Origin of the sequence: Vibrio tasmaniensis (genome assembly GCF_024347635.1) — a bacterium.
GTDB lineage: Bacteria > Pseudomonadota > Gammaproteobacteria > Enterobacterales > Vibrionaceae > Vibrio > Vibrio tasmaniensis.
In genome coordinates, this window is sequence record NZ_AP025510.1 from 3042485 (window position 1) to 3067776 (window position 25292).

General features: G+C 46.2%; 23 protein-coding genes and 1 riboswitch. Of the genes, 10 read left to right on the forward strand and 13 right to left on the reverse strand.

Annotation, left to right across the window (positions count from 1 at the left end):
• Positions 1–186 precede the first annotated feature (186 nt).
• Entirely contained in the window at positions 187–1557 is a 1371-nt protein-coding gene (locus tag OCV44_RS13580; protein ID WP_065207346.1) for an NCS2 family permease, read from the reverse strand.
• A 58-nt stretch (positions 1558–1615) separates the two neighbouring features.
• A riboswitch (purine riboswitch) is annotated at positions 1616–1715 on the reverse strand.
• A 323-nt stretch (positions 1716–2038) separates the two neighbouring features.
• On the opposite strand from OCV44_RS13580, the gene gmk reads away from it, so the two are divergent.
• The 4 genes from gmk to recG all read left to right on the forward strand — a co-directional run bounded on the left by gmk (position 2039) and on the right by recG (position 7497).
• Complete coding sequence (gmk, locus tag OCV44_RS13585; protein WP_139686184.1) at positions 2039–2662, forward strand: guanylate kinase; 624 nt, start codon at positions 2039–2041, stop codon at positions 2660–2662.
• A gap of 119 nt (positions 2663–2781) precedes the next feature.
• Complete coding sequence (rpoZ, locus tag OCV44_RS13590) at positions 2782–3054, forward strand: DNA-directed RNA polymerase subunit omega (protein ID WP_009848003.1); 273 nt, start codon at positions 2782–2784, stop codon at positions 3052–3054.
• A gap of 59 nt (positions 3055–3113) precedes the next feature.
• Positions 3114–5240, forward strand: coding sequence for a bifunctional GTP diphosphokinase/guanosine-3',5'-bis pyrophosphate 3'-pyrophosphohydrolase (spoT, locus tag OCV44_RS13595; protein WP_086050254.1), 2127 nt, complete (start codon positions 3114–3116; stop codon positions 5238–5240).
• A 178-nt stretch (positions 5241–5418) separates the two neighbouring features.
• A complete protein-coding gene (gene recG / locus OCV44_RS13600) occupies positions 5419–7497 on the forward strand; it encodes an ATP-dependent DNA helicase RecG (RefSeq protein WP_139686183.1) in 2079 nt (692 codons plus the stop codon).
• A 68-nt stretch (positions 7498–7565) separates the two neighbouring features.
• Here the strand turns inward: recG and OCV44_RS13605 are convergent, their stop codons facing one another.
• From OCV44_RS13605 to ompR, 3 genes are all read right to left on the reverse strand, one after another.
• A complete protein-coding gene (locus OCV44_RS13605) occupies positions 7566–8888 on the reverse strand; it encodes an IS4-like element ISVbsp1 family transposase (protein ID WP_261900919.1) in 1323 nt (440 codons plus the stop codon).
• Between the two features lie 252 nt (positions 8889–9140).
• Positions 9141–10436, reverse strand: a complete 1296-nt coding sequence (envZ, locus tag OCV44_RS13610; RefSeq protein ID WP_139684782.1) for a two-component system sensor histidine kinase EnvZ — start codon at positions 10434–10436, stop codon at positions 9141–9143.
• 146 nt (positions 10437–10582) lie between these two features.
• Positions 10583–11302: an osmolarity response regulator transcription factor OmpR gene (ompR, locus tag OCV44_RS13615; RefSeq protein WP_009848007.1), complete on the reverse strand. Its 720-nt coding sequence runs from the start codon at positions 11300–11302 to the stop codon at positions 10583–10585.
• A gap of 178 nt (positions 11303–11480) precedes the next feature.
• On the opposite strand from ompR, the gene greB reads away from it, so the two are divergent.
• Together greB and OCV44_RS13625 are read left to right on the forward strand one after the other, a co-directional pair.
• On the forward strand, positions 11481–11963 hold the full coding sequence (gene greB / locus OCV44_RS13620; protein WP_010433615.1) for a transcription elongation factor GreB: 483 nt from the start codon (positions 11481–11483) through the stop codon (positions 11961–11963).
• Positions 11964–12636: 673 nt separating this feature from the next.
• Positions 12637–14967 (forward strand): Tex family protein, encoded by a 2331-nt coding sequence (locus OCV44_RS13625; RefSeq protein WP_139684783.1) that lies wholly within the window; start codon positions 12637–12639, stop codon positions 14965–14967.
• 251 nt (positions 14968–15218) lie between these two features.
• On the opposite strand, the gene OCV44_RS13630 is transcribed toward OCV44_RS13625, so the two are convergent.
• The gene (locus OCV44_RS13630) at positions 15219–15692 is read right to left on the reverse strand and encodes an ATP-dependent Lon protease (RefSeq protein ID WP_139684784.1); all 474 of its coding nucleotides are present in this window, start codon (positions 15690–15692) and stop codon (positions 15219–15221) included.
• Positions 15693–15866: 174 nt separating this feature from the next.
• Positions 15867–16643, reverse strand: a complete 777-nt coding sequence (gene bioH / locus OCV44_RS13635) for a pimeloyl-ACP methyl ester esterase BioH (protein ID WP_139684785.1) — start codon at positions 16641–16643, stop codon at positions 15867–15869.
• Positions 16644–16736: 93 nt separating this feature from the next.
• Between bioH and OCV44_RS13640 the strand changes: the two genes are divergently transcribed.
• The 4 genes from OCV44_RS13640 to cysQ all read left to right on the forward strand — a co-directional run bounded on the left by OCV44_RS13640 (position 16737) and on the right by cysQ (position 19873).
• Positions 16737–17450 (forward strand): ComF family protein, encoded by a 714-nt coding sequence (locus OCV44_RS13640; protein ID WP_170213720.1) that lies wholly within the window; start codon positions 16737–16739, stop codon positions 17448–17450.
• A 109-nt stretch (positions 17451–17559) separates the two neighbouring features.
• On the forward strand, positions 17560–18144 hold the full coding sequence (gene nfuA, locus OCV44_RS13645) for a Fe-S biogenesis protein NfuA (protein WP_004735612.1): 585 nt from the start codon (positions 17560–17562) through the stop codon (positions 18142–18144).
• A 313-nt stretch (positions 18145–18457) separates the two neighbouring features.
• Positions 18458–19009, forward strand: coding sequence for an ADP compounds hydrolase NudE (nudE, locus tag OCV44_RS13650; RefSeq protein WP_009848014.1), 552 nt, complete (start codon positions 18458–18460; stop codon positions 19007–19009).
• A gap of 36 nt (positions 19010–19045) precedes the next feature.
• Positions 19046–19873 (forward strand): 3'(2'),5'-bisphosphate nucleotidase CysQ, encoded by an 828-nt coding sequence (gene cysQ, locus OCV44_RS13655; RefSeq protein WP_009848015.1) that lies wholly within the window; start codon positions 19046–19048, stop codon positions 19871–19873.
• Positions 19874–20009: 136 nt separating this feature from the next.
• Here cysQ and OCV44_RS13660 read toward each other — a convergent pair whose 3' ends face one another.
• The 7 genes from OCV44_RS13660 to gspH are packed head-to-tail and all read right to left on the reverse strand — an operon-like array spanning position 20010 to position 25271.
• Positions 20010–20789, reverse strand: a complete 780-nt coding sequence (locus tag OCV44_RS13660; protein ID WP_139684786.1) for a type II secretion system protein N — start codon at positions 20787–20789, stop codon at positions 20010–20012.
• A gap of 7 nt (positions 20790–20796) precedes the next feature.
• Positions 20797–21279, reverse strand: a complete 483-nt coding sequence (locus OCV44_RS13665; RefSeq protein ID WP_102257548.1) for a type II secretion system protein M — start codon at positions 21277–21279, stop codon at positions 20797–20799.
• A gap of 19 nt (positions 21280–21298) precedes the next feature.
• A complete protein-coding gene (gene gspL / locus OCV44_RS13670; RefSeq protein WP_102249014.1) occupies positions 21299–22546 on the reverse strand; it encodes a type II secretion system protein GspL in 1248 nt (415 codons plus the stop codon).
• Entirely contained in the window at positions 22515–23564 is a 1050-nt protein-coding gene (gene gspK, locus OCV44_RS13675; RefSeq protein WP_102257547.1) for a type II secretion system minor pseudopilin GspK, read from the reverse strand. The genes gspL and gspK overlap by 32 nt, the downstream gene beginning before the upstream one ends.
• Positions 23548–24315 (reverse strand): type II secretion system minor pseudopilin GspJ, encoded by a 768-nt coding sequence (gene gspJ / locus OCV44_RS13680; RefSeq protein ID WP_102257546.1) that lies wholly within the window; start codon positions 24313–24315, stop codon positions 23548–23550. Before gspJ ends, gspK begins: the two co-directional genes overlap by 17 nt.
• The gene (gene gspI, locus OCV44_RS13685; protein WP_076667666.1) at positions 24302–24691 is read right to left on the reverse strand and encodes a type II secretion system minor pseudopilin GspI; all 390 of its coding nucleotides are present in this window, start codon (positions 24689–24691) and stop codon (positions 24302–24304) included. The genes gspJ and gspI overlap by 14 nt, the downstream gene beginning before the upstream one ends.
• Positions 24678–25271: a type II secretion system minor pseudopilin GspH gene (gene gspH / locus OCV44_RS13690; protein WP_102257545.1), complete on the reverse strand. Its 594-nt coding sequence runs from the start codon at positions 25269–25271 to the stop codon at positions 24678–24680. Before gspH ends, gspI begins: the two co-directional genes overlap by 14 nt.
• Positions 25272–25292: the final 21 nt, after the last annotated feature.

Below are 25292 nucleotides of genomic sequence, written 5' to 3' on the forward strand. Positions count from 1 at the left end.
AATCCAGTCTCTACAATAGCATGCATCAATATAAGTCGCGTACTGTCAAGTTTAGGATAACACCATCAATTAAACGTGAGCTAAACAAGCAACAGATACAAAAATGGCCCCACATTCACTGCAGAGCCATCTATTTATCTTTTAATTAACGACTGCTAATTAACAAACGTTACTTCGCTATCAAGCTTATAGCAGAATCAGATAAGTTAAGAACACCACACACAGGCCGTAGATAAGAGGGTGAACTTCTTTGCGCTTACCTGCCACAACCATAGTAAATGCGTAGCTGATGAAGCCCATCGCCATGCCGTTTGCAGGTGAGAAGCTTAAAACGGTGAACATGATGGTGAAGAAAGCCGCAATGCGTGACTCTTTCTTTTCCCAGTTAATCTGACCAAGACGACCCACCATGTAGATGCCTACCACAACCATCGCAGGCGCGACCATTGCCGCTGAGAAGATAGAGAAGATTGGGTATAGGAATAGAGACACTAGGAATAGGCCAGCCACCATGACTGCCGCTAAACCTGTTTTCGCTCCTTGAGAAGAAGCAATACCTGATTCAGAAAAAGCGGTAATCGATGTAGTACCTAGAATCGAACCAATCACCGTACCGCCCGCATCAGCAACCAAAGCTGATTTCGCGTTTGGTACCTTGCCGTCTTTGTCGATGATACCCGCATCACGACCAACACCAACAATCGTACTTAAGCCATCAAAGAAATCGACAATCAGGAAGATAAGGACGATGAACAGTAGGTCGAACATTTTCTCAGGGGTGAAAGCTGAGAAATCAAAGATCGCACCGAAGCTGCCCGCCATACTTGGTGGCATTGAAACGAATTGATCTGGGATTGGCGCGTTTGATGTCCCTAAGAACACATCAGCTAGAATCGTCAATGCAATCGCCGAAACAAACGAGATAAACGTTGCTAGTTTAATGTCACGAACCATACAGCCCAGAGCGATGAAGATACTCACATAAGCGATAACCACTTGTGGATCGGAGATGTCACCTAAGCCAACCAATACGAACGGGTTAGAAACGATGATGCCTGCATTCTTTAGGCCTAAGAAAGCAATGAACAAACCGAGAGACACGGTAATCGCCAGCTTTAAATCTTCAGGAATAGATTCAATCATCGACTTACGAATATTGGTCAATGAGAAAGCGAGATAAAGGATACCCGATAGGAAGATGCCGAATAGCGCTTCATTCCAAAGTACTGCCACAGAACCACTTAACAGTAAGCCTTTGAAGAAGCCGTTCATGCTCATGCCCGGCGCCAGCATCACTGGGTAGTTACCCCAAATGCCCATGATAAGCGTTGCAATAGCCGCAGAAAGAGCTGTTGCCGTAAATACTGCCCCTTTGTCCATTCCCGGGATGCCACCCAGAATTGCTGGGTTAACCGCCAAGATATAACTCATCGCTAAGAAGGTAATAAAACCTGCGTATAGCTCAGTGCTGATCGTGGTCTTTCTCTCTGAGAGTTTGAACATGGTGTCAAGCGAGCCAGACGTTTTCTGGGCTTTCAGGGTGGAGTCGGTATTCACAACAAAACCTATGTAATAAATTAAGAAATTTGAGATTCAAATGCTGTGAGAATAGAGGGGTCTCTACACTAAAAACTGTAGTCACCAAGGTAGGCTCGGTAGTAGAAACATCTAGTCCATATCACTAGATATATACAGCATTTAATCGTTTGCGCGGATTGTAAGGATTGAGATTAAAACTTCAACAATTTTTGTTCAGATCACATAAAAAACTGAACATGATAGGTCATTACATTTATATGAAGATCAGACAAAGGATCATTTGAGAATAAATAACGATCAAGTCAGTTGTTCTCAATCATCTAAATATGCTACTCTTCGCCTCCATTTTTCTGACCTAATTTTCACCAGTTACAGCTATTAGTTTTACTCGTTATTCCTTTATAGACGTAACCATCGGTACAAAAATTAAGGTCAGTGCTATCTTTTATAGTGTCGGTTATCGCCCTCACTCAATCCAACCAACAGTGGAAATATACAGATGGGCATAGGTACTCTTTACATCGTATCTGCACCTAGTGGCGCAGGTAAATCGAGCTTGATCTCAGCAATGCTGGAAACCAATCCAACCTACGCAATGAAGGTATCTGTTTCACACACCACTCGCGGTATGCGCCCTGGTGAAGAAAATGGTGTTCACTACCACTTCGTAGAGAAGCATCATTTTGAAGACCTTATTGGTAAAGGTGAGTTCCTAGAATACGCTGAAGTATTCGGCAACTACTACGGTACTTCACGCGTTTGGATTGAAGAAAACCTAGACCGCGGTATCGATGTATTCCTAGATATCGACTGGCAAGGTGCTCGTCAGATCCGTGAACAAATGCCTCAAGCGAAGAGTGTCTTCATTCTTCCACCATCAAATGGTGAACTAGAGCGTCGTTTAAATGTTCGCGGTCAAGATAGCGACGAAGTTATTGCGAAACGCATGAGCGAAGCAAAATCAGAGATTTCTCACTATGCAGAATACGATTATGTGATCGTGAATGATGACTTTGATGCAGCCTTAATGGACTTCAGAGCAATCATTCGTGCGGAGCGCTTAAAAGAAGATAAGCAAGCAGCTAAATACAGCGGCATGCTTACTGCTTTATTAGCGGAATAATCTAGATCCCCTGGATTTTCCATTGAGATAAGTATACGGTGAGCTAGAAAGTCTCTAGTTAAACTTGTATACTTTCTCGTCATCTAAAATTTATTAGTTAATTACTATTTGGAGTCCTCATGGCACGCGTAACTGTTCAAGACGCTGTTGAAAAAGTTGGCAACCGTTTCGACCTAGTTCTTATTGCGGCTCGCCGCGCACGTCAAATGCAAACTGGCGGCAAAGATTCACTAGTGCCTGAAGAAAACGATAAGCCAACGGTTATCGCTCTTCGCGAAATCGAAGAAGGTCTTATCACTAAAGACGTACTAGATGCTCGTGAGCGTCAAGAGCAACAAGAGCAAGAAGCGGCTGAACTTGCAGCAGTAAGCAGCATCGCGCACACTCGATAGCTCATATTCGCTGATAGAATCAACGTCATTCGAACTAATTAACCTTCCGGGCCTTTAATTTGTATCTATTCGATAGCCTCAAAGACGTTGCCCAAGAATACCTAACAGAGCCTCAAATTGAGGCTCTGCGTCAATCTTATGTGGTAGCGAGAGACGCCCATGAAGGGCAAACCCGTTCAACGGGTGAACCATACATTATCCACCCTGTAGCGGTTTCAAGAATCCTGGCAGAAATGCGTCTGGATATCGAAACTCTGCAAGCAGCCCTACTCCACGATGTAATTGAAGATACTGAAGTTACAAAAGAGGAGCTAGAAGCTCAATTCGGCAATACCGTTGCTGAATTGGTTGATGGTGTATCTAAGCTGGATAAGCTTAAATTTCGTGATCGCAAAGAAGCGCAAGCAGAGAACTTCCGTAAGATGGTTCTCGCTATGGTGCAAGACATCCGCGTTATCTTGATCAAATTAGCTGACCGTACTCACAACATGCGTACGCTTGGGGCACTTCGTCCTGATAAAAAGCGTCGTATTGCTCGTGAAACCCTAGAGATTTATTCTCCGCTAGCTCATCGTCTTGGTATTCATAACATCAAGACAGAACTAGAAGAGCTGGGCTTCGAAGCCCTTTATCCTAACCGTTATCGCGTCCTGAAAAACGTAGTGAAAGCTGCGCGTGGTAACCGTAAGGAGATGATCCAACGTATCCATAGCGAAATCGAAGGCCGCCTTGAAGAAGTCGGTTTACCTGCTCGCGTACTTGGTCGTGAAAAGAACCTGTTCTCCATCTATAACAAGATGAAAACCAAAGAGCAGCGCTTCCACACCATTATGGACATCTACGCTTTCCGCGTAGTGGTTGATACCCCAGATACTTGCTATCGCGTACTTGGTCAGGCTCACAGCCTGTACAAGCCTCGTCCTGGCCGCATGAAAGACTATATTGCGGTACCAAAAGCCAACGGCTACCAATCTCTGCACACGTCAATGATCGGCCCTCACGGGGTGCCTGTTGAGGTCCAGATCCGTACGGAAGATATGGAGCAAATGGCAGATAAAGGTGTCGCGGCACACTGGTCTTACAAAGGCAATGGCTCACGCAGTAGCAACGGGACAACCGCGCAGGTTAAAGCACAACGTTGGATGCAGAGCTTACTTGAACTGCAACAAAGCGCAGGTAACTCATTCGAATTCATTGAAAACGTTAAATCCGATCTGTTCCCAGATGAGATCTTCGTATTCACGCCGAAAGGTCGCATTGTCGAACTTCCAGCAGGTGCAACAGCGGTCGACTTTGCTTACGCGGTACATACCGACGTCGGCAACATGTGTGTAGGGGCTCGTGTCGACATGAACCCTTACCCACTCAGCAAGTCGCTGAAGAATGGCCAAACCATTGAGATCATCAGTGCTCCGGGCGCACGTCCGAATGCAGCATGGCTCAACTACGTGGTGACCTCACGTGCGCGTACTAAGATCCGTCAGGTTCTGAAAACGATGCGTCGTGAAGAGTCGATTACCCTTGGCCGTCGCCTACTGAACCATGCACTTGGTGAACACTCTATTGCCGATGTCGGTCAAGAGAATATCGAACATGTACTGTCAGACTTACGCCTAGAAAACGTTGAAGACTTGCTAGCATCGATTGGTCTTGGTGAACTGATGAGTATCGTTATTGCTCGTCGTTTATTAGGTGATGCTGACGAACTGACTGAAGTAGTAAACAACAGCGATACGCCGAGGAAGAAATTGCCTATCCGTGGTGCTGAAGGCCTGCTACTGACGTTTGCTAACTGTTGTCACCCGATTCCAGATGATCACATCATAGCCCATGTATCTCCAGGTCGTGGTCTTGTGGTGCACCGTGAAACGTGTCCAAACGTTCGTGGTTACCAGAAAGAACCGGATAAATACATGGCGGTTGAATGGTCTGACGATTACAACCAAGAGTTCACAGCTGAACTTCAGGTCGAATTGCAGAACCATCAAGGTGCACTGGCTGAGTTAACTAACGTTATCTCGAAAACAGGCTCGAACATTCACGGTATCTCAACCGAAGAACGTGACGGACGCTTGTACACAGTGACTATCTTGTTGACCACTAAAGATCGTGTTCATTTAGCGAGTATTATGAAGAAGCTACGTGTGATGCCACACGCGCTCAAAGTAAGACGTCGTAAGAACTAACGTTCGAACTTGTTAGCAGCTTTGCTAAGAATTTAAATCCCCTGAATGCTTTATCGCTTAAGGGGATTTTTTATGTCTGCAATCCTAGAATTCCCCTCGCTTCATGCTATTCCTGCCTGTACAAAAATCCAGTAAAATGCTTGAATAGATTATCTCTCTTACGTTTATGAGCCTTGTTATGTCACAGCTTTTATCTGCTATCCCTCTCAACTCTTTATCTGGAGTCGGCGCTAAAGTCGCAGAGAAACTGGAAAAGGTTGGGCTTAACAACGTACAAGATCTGCTTTTTCACCTGCCTTTGCGCTACGAAGATAGAACACGTATCTACCCAATCGTAAAACTGCACGCGGGCTTATGGGCTGCAGTGCAAGGCAAGGTAATGCATGTCGATACCATTTTCGGTAAACGTAAGATGTTGGCGGTAAAGATCAGCGATGGTAACGGCACCATTACCCTACGCTTTTTCAACTTCACCGCAGGTATGAAGAATAACTTTGCCGAAGGCAAACAAGTGCATGCTTATGGTGAGATCAAGCGCGGTAATATGGGGCTTGAGATCGTCCATCCAGACTACAAATTCTTTGCTCCTAAGCAACAGCCAGATGTTGAAGCTAACCTAACTCCGGTGTACCCAACCACCGAAGGGCTAAGACAAGTCACGCTGCGTAACCTCACCGACCAAGCATTAGAGCTGATCGACAAAGCCGCGGTGAATGAGCTGCTACCATCAGGTTTATACGATCACCAAATTACCCTCGCACAAGCACTGCATACCATTCACAGACCACCTCCAGGCATTGACCTAGAGTTGTTTGATGAAGGTAAACACCCTGCGCAGCTACGCCTGATTATGGAAGAGCTACTGGCTCAAAATCTGTCGATGCTGTCTGTTCGTAGTAAAGGGCAGCAAGACAAAGCGATGCCTTTTCCTCCAGTAAATGCACTCAAAGATAAGCTACTCGCTCAACTACCGTTTTCTCCAACCAACGCTCAAGCGCGAGTGACCAAAGAGATCGAAGCTGACCTTGAAAAGCCGCACCCTATGATGCGTTTAGTCCAAGGTGATGTGGGTTCAGGTAAAACCTTAGTCGCCGCACTGGCAGCCGTTCGCGCACTCGAACATGGTCAACAAGTCGCTTTGATGGCCCCAACGGAACTATTAGCAGAGCAGCACGCAATTAACTTTGCCAATTGGTTTGAAGCGATGGGCATTCAAGTCGGCTGGCTAGCGGGCAAACTCAAAGGCAAAGCTCGCGAAACAGAGCTAGCACGTATTGCCAGCGGTGAAGCTCAGATGATCGTCGGCACGCATGCCTTGTTCCAAGAACATGTAGAATTTAAAAACCTTGGTTTAGTGATCATTGATGAGCAACACCGATTTGGTGTCCACCAGCGTTTAGAGCTGCGTGAGAAAGGCGCCAAGCAAGGTTATTACCCACATCAACTGGTGATGACCGCAACCCCTATTCCACGAACACTCGCCATGACGGCCTACGCCGACCTCGAAACCTCGATTATTGATGAGTTACCACCGGGGCGAACCCCAATTCAAACCGTCGCGATTCCTGATACCAAGCGGGATGACATTGTTGAACGTGTGAAAAATGCGTGTCTCAATGAAGGCAAACAAGCTTACTGGGTGTGTACGTTGATTGATGAATCGGAAGTACTGGAAGCTCAAGCTGCAGCGGATACGGCAGAAGAGCTGCAACGCAAACTGCCCGACGTAAAAATTGGTTTGGTTCATGGCCGAATGAAACCCGCTGAGAAACAAGCGGTGATGCAGGAATTCAAAGAGAACAAACTGCATTTGTTGGTCGCGACTACCGTGATTGAAGTAGGTGTGGATGTGCCTAATTCGAGCTTAATGATCATCGAGAATCCAGAGCGTCTTGGCCTAGCACAACTGCACCAACTACGAGGCCGTGTTGGCCGTGGTTCAGTCGCAAGCCATTGTGTACTGCTGTATCACTCGCCACTGTCTAAAACCGCTCAGAAGCGCTTAGGTGTGCTGCGTGAAAGTAACGATGGCTTTGTGATTGCTCAGCGTGACTTAGAGATCCGTGGTCCCGGCGAACTACTTGGCACTAAACAAACAGGCTTGGCTGATTTCAAAATTGCCGACTTAGTTCGTGACCAACGTTTAATTCCTGAAGTGCAGCGTATCGCGCGTCATATTCACGATAGCTACCCAGATAATGCCAAGGCGATCATCAATCGTTGGTTGGGTGAACGCGATGTTTACTCTAAGGCTTAATTAGCCAAGATACCATTGCCCAGAACGTAGAAAGGCTTCCCTCAAGGATAATGCCGTTCGGATAAGCATTACTGCTTGAATCTGAACGGATATTTGGCTGGGACAAAGAGGACTGAACGTGGAAACGTTCGGTCCTTTCTTTTATCTGGAAGAATGAAGTGACTCAAACTTTCTCTCATCCTTTTCAGTTTTACAGGTAGAGTTCCGTCTGGACTTAAAGCTAACCAACGTAATTGCGCATCAATAAGGTTAATTGCGGCGGTAAAACTGACCCTAGTCGCTCGAACCCCGGCTTCTGAAGCTATCTTAACCATCTCTAATCGCACTAAGTTATAGGCAAGTAATACGCCCCAAAGCTCTTGCTTCACACCGGCAGAAAAACGACTTCGTAAAGTGACGTGACTTTGCAGTTGAGTCTGTTTAATTTCACCATAACCTTCTTCTATCTCCCAGCGTTGCCAATAAATACGCAGCAGGCTTTCTAGCGAGTATTTACTAGGGTCTGTAAGTGAAGTAATAAAACCTTTTATCTCACCTTTTGGCTCTTGATATAGGACTAATCTGGCTTCCCAACGTGCGGGTAAATTCGGATTCTGCCGTTGAGCTTGAGGAGAGATAGGCATTGAGATAAGCATGTCGTTCTCCGCATATTTCTCCAACACTTCATAGCGTAGTTTACGTTTTGCAGGCATTAACCAGTGCGCATTTTCCGCACTCTCTTGCCAGGACAGCAAAAGGTCTGCCGAGAAATAACAACGATCAAATAAGGTCAATGAGTGTGCGGGGATGTCATTGAATAGGCGCTTAGCTAAGGTCGTTTCACCGACATGACAACCATCAAAAGCCGCCCCCATAATCATTCGAGTTTCTGTTGACATCAAAGCGACTAAACGAAGTTGAGGGTAAGGTTTCAATTTTTTGGAGATGAACCCAAATTGTTCAGCGTTCTCTGGGGAATCCTGACACCGAAATGTTGTTCCATCGACAGCAAGAACATTAAGCTCTAAGTCTTTGTCTTGTTGAAGGATATCTCCGTTCCAAGCCTTTACCGTTGTGTGAAACAGAGCCGCTAACGGACTCTCATCTAGACGTCGGCGTGAATCAGTTAGGACACTGGGTGCAACACGAGACCAGCTATCTTCAGGTTTAGGCTGAAGTGCAATGTCTAATGAACTGCATACCTCTTTGATAGACATGTTGCGTTGCAGCCCCATCCAAATAACTAACCAGACAGCTTGCTGAGCGGGAAGTCGGCGTCGTCTTATGCTCGCTTTATTGGTTTCAAGAAGAGCTTGTTCTATCCACTCAATCTGAATGGCGTCGACGACAGATTCATAATTGTCGGCATCTTCAATGGTCTCGTGTGCCATTGCTAATTCTTGTTCAAGCATAAAAAATCCCCATCAACGTTGTTGATGGGGATTATCTGCTAACTGCAAGATCGTTCAAGTCTTCTTAAACGATCGGCATTATCCCTCAAGGAAGCCTTTTTGACATCAATGGTAGCTCAATACTCGAAGGTCTTTACCTATAAGCCAAGAGCGAGATTCCCTATTCGTTCGTTCCTCACTAGAGGGAAGAATGACCGAATCGGGGATCTCTAAGCCGAAACCCAACCGACTCGCCAAACCATTAAACTGAGCTTACGGCTTCACAGGGAAACTGATCTGCGCTTTTAAACCACCCTCACTGCGGTTATTCACCACCACCGCACCTTGATGCTGACTGACAATACGTTTCACAATTGCCAAGCCTAAACCTGTCCCTTCACTGCCTCGGGCAGTATCACCACGAGTAAACGGTTCAAACAACTTTCCGATCTGGTCTTGTGGAATACCTGGACCATTATCTTCGACCGTTACCCAAGCCAGTTTGTTATCCGCCGTCATGCCGGTCGATACCTTGACCCAACCATTACCGTAACGCAACGCGTTTACCACCAAGTTACTCACCGCACGCTTCATCGCGATCGGGTTACCTATCGCAGGTTTCATGGTTTCTGGAATATCAGTTTCAATCTGGATCTCATAGCCACCTTCAGAGCTAGAGACCTCGCGCGCAATATCGTCTACAAACACCGCTTGGAATGAATCTCGATCAACTGGCTTTAAATAGTCCATAAACTGGCTGATGATCTCATTACACTCTTCAGTATCACTGATGATCCCTTCCGCTAAGTAACTGTCTTCTGGCGACATCATCTCGGTCGCTAAGCGAATACGCGTTAACGGAGTACGTAAATCATGACTGATACCTGCCATCAACAAAGCGCGGTCTTCTTCGAGTTCTTGAATGCCTTTCGACATCTGATTAAAGGCTCGAGTTACCGAGCGAATCTCTTGTGCACCTTGTACTGGTAAGGGCGGTGGAATATCACCACGCCCAACACCTTGCGCGGCTTTCTCTAGGGCTATCAACGGCCGATTTTGCAAGCGGATAAACAGCCAACCACCAGCAACAATCAACAACGCCATGATCAAACTGTTACGAAATAGAGGCGCAAAGTCTTCTTCTTGCAGCTCAGACAGGGGAATACGAATCAAGGAGTTAGGCAACTGCGCAATGTCCATCCACAACACGTAACTTTCTTTGCCTAAAACCAATCGCACTTCGGTTTCAGAACCGAGCTCTTTGGTCATCTCCTCACTCATCAGGTCTATCGCGACCGCATGGTAGTACTCGCCCGACGCTTCACTGTCCTTGGCATGAACCGTAACCCCGAGCTGCTCAAGTACACGCTGACGCAGTGGCGCATCAATCTCGATATCGCTGCCTTGGTCCAATACTAGGTTTAGCTCATGTGCCAATATCTTATTAAACTGCTGCAAACTCGGCATCAAAGCGTAGTTAAACACCGCGTAATACGAAAATATTTGGCTAGCAACCAGCAGGGTTAAAAAGAGCACTATCGACTGAGTAAAGGAGCTACGTATGCGCATAGAAGACCTAAAATGAGGGGGTGATAAAGGGATATAGTGGGAACTATAACTTTAACCCCTTGTGCTGAATACAAAACGGGCCATCGCATATTAATGAGATGACCCGTAAATAAAAAATTCTGAATCACAGAACGAGCAAAGCTAGATTACACAGCTTTGCCATCTGGAACGAATACATAACCCAAGCCCCACACCGTTTGAATGTAACGAGGCTTACTTGGGTCTTCTTCCACTAGGCGACGCAGACGTGAAATCTGAACATCGATAGAACGTTCCATTGCTGAATACTCACGGCCACGAGCCATGTTCATCAGCTTATCGCGAGACATTGGCTCACGAGCGTTAGTGACCAGTGACTTCAGAACCGCAAATTCACCTGAGGTAAGAGGCATTGGCTCTTCACCGCGGAACATTTCACGTGTACCTAGGTTTAGGCGGAACTCACCAAACTCAACCACAGACTCTTCTGTGCTTGGCGCGCCCGGTGCTTCTATCACTTGGCGACGCATTACCGCTTTGATACGAGCAAGCAGTTCACGTGGGTTAAATGGTTTTGGCAGGTAATCATCTGCACCCACTTCCAAACCCACAATGCGATCCACTTCGTCACCCTTTGCAGTCAGCATCAAGATAGGTAGCGAGTTGTTTGCGTTTCTTAGACGACGACAGATCGAAAGACCGTCTTCGCCCGGCAACATTAAATCCAATACCATCAAGTGAAAGTTTTCACGGGTTAACAGGCGGTCCATCTGCTCACTGTTTGCCACGCTACGCACTTGAAAGCCTTGCTCTGACAGATAGCGTTCTAGCAGTGCACGTAAACGAGCATCGTCATCGACCACTAAAATTTTGTAGTTTTCTTGCATGTAATGGTTCCACCTATTAAAGCTTAAACCTAAGGTTAAGCATTCTTGGTAAATTGTATATTGGTATAAGACATTAAAAATGTAACATTATTGGAGAAAAAGTCGCCTAAATAATTGTTAACGTATGTTGCCTTTCTATATATTCTATCTTAGATCATCATTTCATTAAGTCAGATTTATGAAAACCAAACTTATCACCCGCGAAGGTTATAACAAGCTCAAAGCAGAACATGACCACTTATGGCACGAGAAGCGTCCAGAAATAACCAAAATAGTCACTTGGGCTGCAAGCCTTGGAGATCGTTCAGAAAACGCAGATTACACTTTCAACAAGCGTTTACTTCGTCAAATAGATCGCCGAGTGCGTTTCCTGCGTAAGTTCTTACCTGATGTCACGATCGTGGATTACTCGCCACAACAAGAAGGTAAGGTATTTTTCGGCGCTTGGGTCGAAATTGAGAATGATGATGGGGAAATTAAGAAGTTTCGTATTGTCGGCCCTGAAGAGATCTACGGCGATGCTAAAGGCTATATCTCTATCGACTCACCTATGGCTAGAGCTCTGCTTAAAAAGGAAGTCGACGATGAGTTCGAGGTGAAGACCCCGGAAGGCATAAAAGAATGGTTTATCAATTCAATTCACTACACAGATAACGCTTAGAACTGACTAGACAAGCGCAGTTAACCGACTATAACAGCTCGAAGCTGGCAAAATCACAAACGCCAGATAAAAGAAAACCCCGCTAGGCTTTCGCCTGACGGGGTTAAGTCTCTATCGCAGCAATCCGGCTACTGTTTATCTCTTCGAGATAAGGTGCTCCCTGCATCTTTCCTTGATAGTGGCTAAATCCTTTAACCAATTTCCTTTTTGTTCATCGCCATCCTAGCGGTGTCCATTCTAGCCTGTCATCCTGACTGGCGAATCTCATCCAGAGATTATCACTTCCTTGCTGACCACTCATCCTAAGTAATCAAATCTTCATCCTGAAGATACCTAGTCCGTTAGGCTTTTTCCTGTTCCTGCCAACTCCCTGTCGACAAGTTAAATATTACGGTAATTGGGCGAGTTTCCTAGACAGTCCCAAAAAACATTTCAGGTGAGAAATACGCCCACAAACACACAATTAAATAAAATCAGCAACTTAGGTTTATTTTAAGACGATTTCATCGATTTAAAGTGACTTAGTCGCACACCACGTGTGAGAGATCTCGCACAAAGCGGGTATCACAAACGGAAATTGGACTTCTGACAGGATAATTACACAGTCAAAGCTAGAAAAAGCGTACGCTCACCCCCATGTATTTGTCATGATATTAAATAAGAGATTCATCGGATGAGCCAAGCTATCTGTCGACTGATTGCTGAAGAACTGAATGTTCGTTCAGAGCAAGTCACCGCCGCAGTAAACCTAATTGACGACGGTAATACCGTTCCCTTTATTGCCCGCTACCGTAAAGAAGTCACGGGTGGCTTAGACGATACCCAACTACGTAACCTTGACAGTCGCCTTTCATACCTTCGCGAACTAGACGATCGTCGCCAAACGATCCTGAAATCGATTCAAGACCAAGGCAAGCTCACGCCAGAACTGGAGCGTGATATCACTCAAGCCGACAGCAAGACGCGCCTTGAAGATTTATACCTGCCATACAAACCAAAGCGTCGTACCAAAGGTCAAATCGCAATCGAAGCAGGCTTAGAGCCACTTGCCGATACACTATGGAATGAACCACAGCACGATCCTGAAACCGAAGCAGCTAACTTCATCAGCAGCGATAAAGGCATTGCTGATACTAAAGCCGCACTCGATGGGGCACGTGCAATCGTGATGGAGCGTATTGCAGAAGACGCAAACCTACTTGAAAAGATTCGCCAACATCTAACACGCAACTCTGAGCTCGTTTCACGTGTCGTGGCAGGTAAAGAGCAAGCTGGCGAAAAGTTCAAAGACTACTTCGAACACAACGAAACGCTAAACAAAGTGCCTTCTCACCGTGCCCTTGCCATGTTGCGCGGCCGTAATGAAGGCTTCTTAACGTTGGCAATGAATGCTGATCCTGAACAAGAAGAAGGTGTACGCGGTTCATACTGCGAAAACATCATCTCTGATCACTACGGTATTACCCTAAGCAGCGCACCTGCAGATGTATGGCGTAAGCAAGTGATTAGCTGGGCATGGCGTATCAAGGTTTCTATGCACATGGAAACTGAGTTGATGGGCGCGATGAAAGAACGCGGTGAAATCGAAGCGATTGGGGTGTTCGCAACCAACCTTAAAGACTTGTTGATGGCTGCGCCTGCTGGCCCTCGAGCAACTTTAGGCTTGGATCCGGGTTTACGTACCGGTTCAAAAATCGCCGTTGTAGATTCAACCGGTAAGGTTCTGGCAACAGAGACCATTTACCCTCACCCACCACAGAAGCAATACGACAAATCTGCGCACGTGGTTGAGCAGATGGTTCGCCAATACAATGTTGATTTGATTGCGATTGGTAATGGTACGGCTTCGCGCGAAACAGACAGCTTTGTGGCTGATGTGATTAAGCGTGGCAACCTAACAGCGCAGAAAATCATTGTTAGCGAAGCGGGCGCATCGGTTTATTCTGCTTCTGAGCTAGCGGCAAAAGAGTTCCCGAATATGGATGTCTCGATTCGTGGTGCGGTGTCTATTGCGCGTCGTCTACAAGATCCACTGGCAGAGCTTGTGAAGATTGACCCTAAATCGATCGGTGTGGGCCAATACCAACACGATGTGAGCCAAACCATGCTTGCTAAGCGCCTAGACGCAATTGTCGAAGACTGTGTAAACGCCGTAGGTGTTGATGTGAACACCGCGTCTGCCGCGCTACTTACTCGCGTAGCAGGCCTTTCTAGCACCATCGCTCAGAACATCGTGGATTTCCGTGATGAAAACGGTCGCTTTGAAGCCCGTACTACCTTGAAGAAAGTCGCTCGTTTAGGGCCAAAAGCCTTTGAACAGTGTGCTGGCTTCCTGCGTATCATGGATGGTAAGAACCCGCTAGACGCATCATCGGTTCACCCAGAAGCTTACCCATTGGTGAAAACCATCGCCGAGAAAAACCATAAAGACATCAAATCTCTGGTAGGTAACACAGACTTCTTACGTGGCTTACATGCGGTTGATTACACGAATGAAAATTTTGGTGTACCGACAGTAACCGACATCATCAAAGAGCTGGATAAACCGGGTCGAGATCCTCGTCCTGAGTTCAAGACGGCAACGTTCGCCGATGGCGTAAATAGCATGTCTGACTTAGAACCCGGTATGATCTTAGAAGGCGTGGTTTCAAACGTGGCTAACTTCGGTGCGTTCGTCGATATTGGTGTTCACCAAGACGGCTTGGTACACATTTCAGCGCTGACCGATCGCTTTGTCGCTGACCCACGTGAAGTGGTGAAAGCGGGTGATATCGTGAAAGTGAAGGTGATGGAAGTGGATGTTCAGCGTAAACGTATTGCACTAAGCATGCGCATGAAAGATGAACCAGGCCAAGACAACCGCGCACAACGTTCAAGTGCACCTCGTACGCAAAGCCGACCAAATCAAAACTCACAAGGTGGACAACGCCGTCGTGAGGAGCCGCAACAAAACGCTGCGATGGGCGGTGCTTTCGCAGCTGCCTTCGCTAAAGCGAAAAAGTAATCCGTTAGCTCGTCTGCAAAACAGATATGCTTAAAACAGAAAACCTGCATCCCTTAGGGTATGCAGGTTTTTTTATTATGTGTTCAAAAGAGACATCGAAGCTTGGTTGTATTCTTCGTGCTTATACTCAAAATAATTGGAGTTGCAGCTAGGCAACAAGTAAGTTCATCCCTATGAGCATAGAGGTTCTATGTGATTAGGGTGAACTTACGCAGTTAACAACGCTGCAGCTTCAAGTATGAAGAGTATAACTATAATACGACTAACATCTCTGACGGAGCATGAGGCGCAACAGCATGACCATAATGATACTTTATGACCTTACGTCGTTTCTCCATCTGTCCCTCCTGAATCGCCGCATCTAAAACATGCTTTGGCAGGCGGAAACGCATGGTATAGCCTTTTCCTTGGTCAGCACTGTATGTTTTCAGTGCCAACAAACTGAATAACCGATCAAAAGGATCTTGTGGTTCTTCATGGCTAACCGAATTGGCCTCTGACTCGTTCTCCATTTCATAACCTGGATGGTCTGAAGGATCCCAAGCCGACTGCTGCCTTCGTTTATCGTCTGATTTTACCTTACGCTCTGCATTGGTTCTCGCCAATGCTACTGCGGGAGCAACAGGTTCTCGGACTCTATTATCACGCGCAACTTGCTCTGTTTGCACATTAACGGACGGGGCGATTAGTGGCACACTTACTGCAGTTGCAGGTGACACAATCATCGCGAACTCTCCTCAAGAATCGCCCATCACTGTTGCCATAACGCTGTCGTACTGAGTCAGCACAACAGGCATAGCCCAACTTACCGCAATCAACTCATGAGAGAGTTAGGTCTGAGTATCATGCAATGCCTTGGTTAGGTTATATATCGACCAATCCGGCAATAAATTTAGTGATTATTTTTGCGCGAAGCTAACTAGTTCACTGCAAAAGGCATCGGCTTCTGTCATAAACGGCGCATGTGAAGACTGCGTGAATATATATTGCTCGGTATGAGGCAGCGCTCTACCCAGATCTTTTGCTACCTTGATTGGCACCAATCCATCCAGTCGCCCGTATAAACGCAGCATAGGCACTGAAATCTCCGGCAGTTGTTCACGCAAGTCAACATCAGACAGCATCTTTAAGCCGGCCAATAAAGAATCAGGATTCGGAAGCGGACGAGACAGTACCGCTTGCTTGAGTTGTTTTACATCTTGCCTTGCAGAAGGGCTGCCCATGGCTTGCAGTGCCATAAAGCGTTCGATAGTGGTTTGGAAATCTTCAACCAGCTGTTCGGTAAATGCGCTTAATACGTTTGGCTGAATGCCTCGCCATAACACGGGTTCTTTTGCAGCGGCGAATTTAGGAGAACTGGCAACAGTCACCAATTTGCTTACGTAATCTGAGTGATGCAACGCCATGTGCGTCGCGACCAAACCACCGAGTGACCAACCAACCCAAATCGCTTGCTTGGGCGCGTCGGCCAATAGTTGCTGAGCTATCTCTTCAAGATCTTGAGCGTGGCTGTGCGCGCTGTGTCCATACCCTGGTAAATCGACAACATGCACTCGAAAATCAGCTTCTAACGCATCAACGGTTTGTTGCCATACCGCACCGTTCATTCCCCAGCCGTGAACCAACACTAAATCAGGCCCTTGCCCAGAAACATGCCAATATAACGTGTCACTCATTCTCGATATTCCCTACTTTTTCCATCAGCGATAATCCGCGCTTTTCAGTATTGTGAGTAAAAGGAACACCCTAACCCAAAAGCATCACGAGCTATGTTATCCGATTGGCTACAAAAACACACACCGCGTCTGGTCACACCTCAATGCCACCTGTGTAAGCTAGATAAGCTTGCCGACGATGATCACCCTAGATGGTGCAATTCTTGTCTCAAACTCTTTGAGCCAGTTCCTCGCTGCCAACGATGTGGCTTAAAAACACTGATCACAGTAGATCAGTGCGGGCAATGTTTATCACAGCCTCCACCTTGGCATCGTCTCTATTGCGTTGGGGACTACACCTTCCCAACGGCACGTTATATCCAACAAATGAAATACGCCGATAAGTTTTGGTTTGCACGCGATCTGTCAAAGTTATTGGCTTCACGTATCGAGCACCCTGCTCCGCTGATCACCTGTGTCCCTTTGCATTGGCGTCGATATATTCATCGTGGCTTTAATCAAAGTCAGCTGCTTGCTAATTACACGGCTCAAGAACTTGGCGTTGAAGCTGAGGTGCTGTTCCGTCGAATTCGCTCAACGGCTTCTCAGCAAGGACTGACTAAATCCGCACGATTACACAATCTAAAGAGCGCTTTTACGCTTCGAAAACAAGACTTTCAAGGAGCTATCCCTTCTCACGTCGCGATAATTGATGATGTTGTAACCACAGGCAGTACAGTGTATCAATTATGCCAATTACTACTTGAAGTGGGCGTGAAAAGGATTGATATTTACTGCATCTGCCGCACTCCTGAGCCCTCTGGATAAAAGCTGTGAATCGCTACTTGTACAGCAATCCAACAAAAAAGGGCTGAATTACAAGTCTGACAGGAGTAGAATGGCGCTAATAACCTACAAATCTACTCAGGTATTCGTCGTGTCAAATATTACTATTACAGAAACAGCTCAAACTCACTTTGCCAATCTGCTGTCACAGCAGCCTGAAGGTACAAACATTCGTGTGTTCGTGGTAAACCCAGGCACACAAAACGCTGAGTGTGGTGTTTCTTACTGCCCAACAGATGCTATCGAAGCGTCTGACACTAAGCTTTCTTTCGACGCTTTCTCGGCATACGTAGACGAGTTAAGCCTGCCATTCCTAGACGAAGCTGAGATTGACTTCGTGACTGACAAAATGGGCTCTCAACTAACGCTTAAAGCACCAAACGCTAAAATGCGTAAAGTATCAGACGACGCAACTCTGATAGAGCGTGTTGAGTATGCAATCCAAACCCAAGTGAACCCACAGCTTGCTGGCCACGGCGGTCACGTTAGCCTAGTAGAGATCACTGAAGAAGGTGCTGCTATCGTTGCATTCGGCGGTGGTTGTAACGGTTGTTCTATGGTTGATGTAACGCTAAAAGAAGGCATCGAGAAAGAACTTCTTCAACAATTCGAAGGTGAATTGACAGCCGTTCGTGATGCAACTGAACACGATCGTGGTGAGCACTCTTACTACTAAGCTCTTTTACGACTAAGCACTCATACAGTCTTAGCCAGTAGATAGTTAAAGATTCAATCAAAAGGTTGATGCGCAAGCATCAACCTTTTTTGTGTTTAAAACAGCAGAAGCACTCCTGAACCGTATATTTCCCGTTCAATGCCAACAATAGTGAGGCGTTACCATTTGCAGTAAGGTATTCAAGTGATCGCAATCGGTTCCTGCTCCAATAATTCTAGGATATGAAAGCTAGGATCTAGGAACTCACCGTCATTTCCCCTATATTAGAATGACTTTATAAGAAAGAATTCCAATGAGTTAAGGAGTGAGCGCAATGACAAAAAGGACCAAACCAGAAATTTTGGCTCAGCAAACTGTCGCTCAATCAAAACTGTTCTCTATCGAGTCTCTCGATTTACGCTTTTCAAACGGTGAAGAGCGCACTTACGAACGTATGAAGCCCAGCGGCCGAAACGCAGTCATGATGGTTCCGATTACGGAACAAGGCGATATTCTGTTAGTACGTGAATACGCTGCGGGTACAGAGCGCTATGAACTCGGCTTCCCAAAAGGTCTAATTGATCCAGGCGAACAACCAAATGAAGCCGCCGTTCGTGAACTAAAAGAAGAGATTGGCTTTGGTGCCAACAAGCTTACTCCTCTAAAAGAAGTGATCCTTGCACCCTCTTATTTCTCTAGCAAAATGACGCTGTTTATCGCAGAAGAACTCTACCCAGAGAAACTAGAAGGTGATGAACCAGAGCCACTAGACATTGTGCGCTGGCCACTTGCTCAAGCCGAAGAACTGTTAACGCATCTCGACTTCTGTGAGGCTCGCAGTATTACCGCCCTACTATTAGCCCTTCGCGTATTAAACAATAATTAAAACAGTCAGAATCACTCGAAGAGTAAGAGAATATTTATGCCAATAACAAAAGATTTGTCTCACCTGCTGCCCTCTGTCATTGAGATTGCTCGCTCTGCTGGGCAACTGATCTTAGAGATCTACGAGAAAAAAGATTACGAAGAGTTCACCAAGAGTGATGATACGCCCGTCACTAGTGCTGATCTCGCCGCTCATAAACTGATCTCGAAAAAACTTAGCGAACTGACACCTGATATTCCGGTGTTATCGGAAGAAGCCGCTGATATCAGCCTAGAGCAACGTTCTCAATGGGATCGCTACTGGTTGGTTGACCCGCTGGACGGTACACAGGAGTTCATCGCACGAAGTGGCGATTTCGCGACAATCATTGCCCTAATCGAACACAACAAGCCGGTAATGGGCGTCGTGTACGCACCGGTTTCAGGTGTGAGCTATTACGCTTACAGTGGTAAAGGCGCTTGGAAAATTCCAGACCTTAATGACAGCGTTAAAATCAAAACGCATCGTCACGAGCTACCAAACCAATCGATCGCGATGGCAATCAGCCGTCGCCAAGACATCAATCGAATCACTAACCGTATGAGCTCTGCTTGGAACTACGACTTAGTTCCTCTTGGCTCTGCTGCGCTTAAGGCATGTTTAGTCGCAGAAGGAGCTGTCGATTGTTATCTACGTATTGGACCAACCGGAGAGTGGGATACCGCAGCAACCCAGTGCATTGTTGAAGAAGCTGGCGGACGAATCTTAAGCACCCAGTTAGAGCCGCTTTCGTACAATGAAAGAGAGACGCTTGAGAACCCGAACTTCATTGTGCTTGGTGATGCTGACTTACCGTGGGCAGAAATCTTACAAGGCAAAGACTAAACTCGACGGCTTTGGTCGCGGTTAAGCAGTTAAGCAGTTAAGCATTCAAACAAAATGGGCACCTCATTGAGGTGCCCATTTTTTATATCTCGTTATTTGATAACCAGCGGATGCTAGTTCAGAAGTAGATACCGGATTAAAAACGGCCTTGATAAGTAAATTGGTATTTACCTTGGCTATCAGGGTTGCCCAACCACTTAAGCTGACTCTGCATCGCAGATGGGAATTCAGCGCCCGGCTTAAACCATGCGGCCGAGGTGTAGCTTTGATTTGGCGTTACGCTCGCAGAAAACTCACTATCAACTTGAGCACTCTTCTGATTACCTTTCGCTGAAACAGTGCTGTTTTCACAACTGATGTCAGCAATCACAGGGCCAAAATCTAACGAGCCAACCGGAGAATCAACCGCAGCGCCCGACCAAGCAAGCGTACCTTCACCCGATTGGCACCAAGGTTGAGCATGAACCGCATGTTTGATAGTCAGTTCAACTTGTCCTGCAATAGACACTGGCACAGGTATCGCTGGCGCATACTTCATCACGTTGCTAGCTGGCATTGATGCCACTAAGTTTTCCGTGTAAGCACCGCTCATGCTATACCCGATAAGCCCTTTACCAGATAAGTTCATGTCGCTGTTACGACCAAAGCGAATTGCAAGTTCTGCTTTGGCTTGGAATAGTTTAGAGAACTGGAAGTCCCACTGCACTGAGCCGTAATTGACACGCTGCCACGCAATATTGTTAGCGCGACCTTGCCAAACGGTGCCCTCAACGCCTTCAATGCTTAAACCACGTACAACGGGCGCATGTTTAAGAACAAAAGAAGCCGGCAAGTGCAGCAACAAACTTACCGAGAAAAAAACGATAAAGATGCTGCTAAATAACAAACCATACTTAAAAGATAAACCGCGTTTCACATTAACCTCATTTAAACTGTAGTCGGTTGACGTCAATAACCCCAAGGCTATCAGAGCGATCAATATCCATAAACTCAACCTCAACACCCTGCTTTTCTTTCAGGTATGTCAGCCAATCAACAAATTGATTAAATGGCAAAGGTTTAATCCACACTTGCAGCATCTCGCCACGTGGTTGCACTCGTATCAATTCGATCTTGAAGCGACGCATAGATGCAGGCACGGATTGATTCAAAGGCTGACTAGCACTAATGCCACCATTGCCTCTTAGTTCAACCACTTCATTGGCTTTATTAGTAACCCAAGCCAGTAGTTGTTTTTCACTTTGAATGCGATTCTGTGCCAGTTCAGCTCGCTGACTGAGGGGCTGTATTAGCCCCCAATAAATGATACCTACTACCAATAAAATTGAGCAACCAACGACTAATCGTTGCTCTCTTTGACTTATTGAAGTCCACCACGCTTGGAGTGGTTCAATTATATTTCTCATCACTGATCTCCTTGCGCAGTTACTGACGGGGCTTAAGGGTAAAACTACCAAATACGGCATCGCCATTACGGTTCAATGGCCCTTGTTCAACGGAAAACTTCTCTTCAAGTTTCACTTTAGCCGTCTCAAAATGTTGAAAATCAGCGCTTTTAGCTTGTAATCGAACTTCAGAACGATTGCCATCATAGCGAATGCTTTCGACTTCGATCGATTTCACTTGTCCTAACGTTTCTGGCAGCAATGCTAACCAACCAAGTAAGGAGTCACCATCGCCTGAGCCACCGTATTTCTTAGCTTCGTCATTCATCTGACGTTTAAGGTAGCTTACTGTCGGAATTCGTTGTTTACCTGGCAGAACGGCTCTAAAGATACGCTCACTCTCCATGCGATAGGCTTGTGCTTGTGCTTCGTATTGCTGCACCTTCAACACTTGTTGAGTCACAATCACGGCCACCAGCAAGCAAGCAGCGATCGCCACCTTCTGCCATACACGCCAATATTTACTGAAAGAAGATTTGGTTTTAAAGGTGCCCGTCAGTAAATTTACGCCGCTGGTGATCGCTTGTTGGCTCAATAAGGACATCACCAATTCCGCAGGCTTTGCTTGCCATTCCATACCGCTTTGCTGCTGTACATCGTCGCTCGGCATTGCGGTATAGCTGAAGATAGTCGTAGGTTGGTCTTCGTCGTCAGCCACAACCCAATCACTTTGCAAAAACATCGCTAACCATGCTTCGCTGATTGATACGGCTTGATAGTTACCTTGACGTTGAGAGTGACCTTGACGTAATAGCCAATGCTGGTCGATTTGCAATGCACTGATGCCTTGATCTTCAACAGGCACGGCTAGTGTATCTGGTAGCACCTTACGGAAAATAATATTGGCTTTGCGAAACTGGTCTAAAGCTTGTTTTAACCACTCGCGATCTACACCACACACAGTAGCGTGCGTTGCATCTTTATCTAAAATGGTTAGATGTAAGTCTTCGATATCTTGTGCCACTTCGTCTTCTAACAAAAATGGCAGCATAGAGTCGAACTGGCGAGCAGCACCTTTCGGAATTTCAACACGCTTAATTAAGCACTCATTTCCCGGCAATAAAGCGATACAGCTACGCTTTTCAGCGTAAGGCGTTAACTCATCAAGCTGATCCCAGCTAGACAGCTCACCACTTGCTATCACTTCTTGTTGGCTTGTCGACCAAACCAACCACTGCACTGGGCTTTGTGGCTCGCTACTCAGTCGAACGGTCAGAAACTCGCTCACGGATTCCTCCAAAACGACGGCGTACTACCGTCACTGTTTCTCTATTACTACTATAGAAAAGCGTTCGTATACGTACACGAGACTGCTCAACTAATACCTCTGCATCTAGCTCAAAATAGGCGCTATCTACAGTTAAATATGCTTTCGCTTGTTTGCTGACTTCTGCACTCACACCAACAATAGCAGGCTCAGCCATAAACGCATCCACCGAATCCCAGCCATCAAATGGGCGCTTGTCTATCAGCTGTTTGGCGTCCGATTCACTTAGACCGGGTGCAAACATTGCTTCCAGTAAAGATGCCTGCTTTTCCGAGATGGTATTCACGTTTAATCGGAAATCATCAGTGGGCAAAGCGCAAATAAATGGATGTACCTTTTCCATTGCCTCACCAGAGACCTGATAAACGGCTCGCAGCTCCGATTCATCTGCTATTAAGCCATTCGCCGCCAAATAAGCTGGCTTCATCGCCTCATAAGTGCTGTCTTCTACCCCCGTAGAAGAGGTGGCTCGAGTATCAGAGTCCAGAAATTCCCAACTTGAATTTGCGATAACCTCAGCCTGATAAGGCTCCACATTTTGGTTTTCCAGTAAGGTTTGCCAAACCTTCACTAAATAAGGGGGTTGGTTACTTGATGTCGTCGTAATCCCAGCGAGCGCATTAAGATTGAAACAAGCCTGCGCATCAACGATACGCCCTTTAACTTGGCCATAATCCAATGGGTATACCTGCTCCTCTAACGCCCATGGCTGGCTTAAGTTCACCGTATCACTATCTTTATAACTTTGCCTAATACCGTCTTGGACAAGTGCTTCTACACCAATGCTATACCAGTAAGCCTGTTGGTAATTCAGTTGATTGCCAACGCGTTTGAATTGCGTAAACAGACGCTCCGACATACTGCCAGCTATGGTTGCCATGATCGCCAAAAGCATCAGAATAATGATCAGCGCGACACCACGCTGTTTACGCCCCACAGCAGATTTTGTCAGTGCAGGCTTATTAGTTTGATGAATCATTATTCCCCTCATTACTGCCTGAAGAGTCACTGTTTGAAGAATCATCGACCTGATCTAAGGCGCCACTTGGTGTGAGATAAACACGTTCTATCTCACCGTAATCTTTCAGTGTCAGCTTAAGTCTCACCGCTTTAGGCAGTGATTTATCGGTTTGCCACTCTTTGCCCCAGCGGCTTCCGTCATAAAACTCGAACTCCAGGTTCTCAACATCATCAACCAGAGGAGTAATCACACCTTGTTGACCGGCAGGTGTATCGGGGTAACGCCACCATACACGCTCAAGCGTTTCCTCTTTTATGCGGTAGCCTACTTTGGTGACTTCTCCGCGAGGGAACTGCTGCTGTGGGTTGTGCCAACCAAGGCGAGTAAACATGATGCCAACACTGTCGGAATCCAGTAAATACTCTTTCATTAGGATCAGCTTAGATGATGCTTCTTCACCATTGGTACGAAATTGTCGTACCGCCATCTGGCGAAAATCATTATCTAAAATGACTAAACTGCGTTGCAGTTGATTTAAACGAGCACTGCGCTCAATAGAGAGTTCGTTGCTTCGTTGGACCTGATTTACCACCTGATAAGCCGCCATGCTTAACGTGGAAAAGATGGCAATCGAAACCAAAACTTCGATTAAAGTAAAGCCTCTCCCTTTTGAAGATAGACCTTGTTTACGAGGCTCTCGCTTATTGGCGGACATGCTCTCGCTTGGCGACTTGCTCTTAGCTAACGACACGCTTTTAATTGACCACATAACTGCGCACCGTGACCACTGGAGAAGCTTTCTTACTGGTTGCTGCACTCACATCAAACGCCTTTAATAAATTATCGCTGGTATCGATGGGAGTCACCTTCCAGAACCACTCTCTTCCCGCTAACTCTTGCGTGCCCTGCGCTTTTTTAAGCTTCTCAGGATGCAGCATGACTAAGGCCATCTGGTTATCAACAACCATCGCCGCGAAGGTTTTTTCTTCTAAATAACTGAGGGTATTAATGTGTTGGGTGACAGCACGAATCACACTGATCGCCGCCGTAGCGAAGATAGCAAGCGCAACTAATACTTCAAGCAGAGTCATTCCTCGAGAACCAAGAGGCATACCACGAGAAGGAGAACGGTTATTCCTCTTCATCTTCTTCTCCCGGCTCTAGCAGTCGAATCACACCATTATCCAACACGCGAATACGCCAACCATCTTGTATGGTGTCTCCGGTATTTGGATAAAACGACAATACAAATGGCGTCATTTCAGCACTCGACAAAATGTATATCTGAGGTGGCTTGGGCTTTTTTGTCTCTTCAAGATCCGCAAACATATCTTCATCAAACAAGCTTCCGGGATTGAACAAACGATCATCGTCTTCCCATGCGCCACCACCTAAAGTCAGTGACAACGCGAGTTCTTCCGGTAATTCAGTTGAAGAGGGGATTTTTTCAAATTCGACTTCTTGCCAACCTTCTGACTTAAGCGCCATCAGAACGTAAGTCGATTTCTTTTCATCAACCCGAACGCCAAAATCCAAGCCACTCAAAATAGCCTCTTCATTGAGTAATTGAACTCGTTGATAAAAGCTTTGAGCGTATTTTTTGGCGACATCTTTGCTATTGGTCGGAATAGTCGCTATCACCGCGACCGCAGTTACTGACAGTAATACCAACACCAAAAGAATCTCAATCAAGGTGAAACCTGGCTGTGTTTGCTTAGTTTTCACCTTGGAGACTCCATCTGTATA

Excerpts from the sequence above, each read along its gene's own strand:
- greB (WP_010433615.1), top strand. The coding sequence starts at position 11,481 with ATGAAAACCAAACTTATCACCCGCGAAGGTTATAACAAGCTCAAAGCA.
- OCV44_RS13665 (WP_102257548.1), bottom strand. The coding sequence starts at position 21,279 with ATGAGAAATATAATTGAACCACTCCAAGCGTGGTGGACTTCAATAAGT.
- OCV44_RS13630 (WP_139684784.1), bottom strand. The coding sequence starts at position 15,692 with ATGATTGTGTCACCTGCAACTGCAGTAAGTGTGCCACTAATCGCCCCG.
- ompR (WP_009848007.1), bottom strand. The coding sequence starts at position 11,302 with ATGCAAGAAAACTACAAAATTTTAGTGGTCGATGACGATGCTCGTTTA.
- gspK (WP_102257547.1), bottom strand. The coding sequence starts at position 23,564 with ATGATTCATCAAACTAATAAGCCTGCACTGACAAAATCTGCTGTGGGG.
- cysQ (WP_009848015.1), top strand. The coding sequence starts at position 19,046 with ATGCCAATAACAAAAGATTTGTCTCACCTGCTGCCCTCTGTCATTGAG.
- bioH (WP_139684785.1), bottom strand. The coding sequence starts at position 16,643 with ATGAGTGACACGTTATATTGGCATGTTTCTGGGCAAGGGCCTGATTTA.
- OCV44_RS13640 (WP_170213720.1), top strand. The coding sequence starts at position 16,737 with ATGTTATCCGATTGGCTACAAAAACACACACCGCGTCTGGTCACACCT.
- nudE (WP_009848014.1), top strand. The coding sequence starts at position 18,458 with ATGACAAAAAGGACCAAACCAGAAATTTTGGCTCAGCAAACTGTCGCT.
- gspI (WP_076667666.1), bottom strand. The coding sequence starts at position 24,691 with ATGAAGAGGAATAACCGTTCTCCTTCTCGTGGTATGCCTCTTGGTTCT.
- gmk (WP_139686184.1), top strand. The coding sequence starts at position 2,039 with ATGGGCATAGGTACTCTTTACATCGTATCTGCACCTAGTGGCGCAGGT.
- OCV44_RS13605 (WP_261900919.1), bottom strand. The coding sequence starts at position 8,888 with ATGCTTGAACAAGAATTAGCAATGGCACACGAGACCATTGAAGATGCC.
- rpoZ (WP_009848003.1), top strand. The coding sequence starts at position 2,782 with ATGGCACGCGTAACTGTTCAAGACGCTGTTGAAAAAGTTGGCAACCGT.
- OCV44_RS13625 (WP_139684783.1), top strand. The coding sequence starts at position 12,637 with ATGAGCCAAGCTATCTGTCGACTGATTGCTGAAGAACTGAATGTTCGT.
- envZ (WP_139684782.1), bottom strand. The coding sequence starts at position 10,436 with ATGCGCATACGTAGCTCCTTTACTCAGTCGATAGTGCTCTTTTTAACC.
- gspJ (WP_102257546.1), bottom strand. The coding sequence starts at position 24,315 with ATGTGGTCAATTAAAAGCGTGTCGTTAGCTAAGAGCAAGTCGCCAAGC.
- recG (WP_139686183.1), top strand. The coding sequence starts at position 5,419 with ATGTCACAGCTTTTATCTGCTATCCCTCTCAACTCTTTATCTGGAGTC.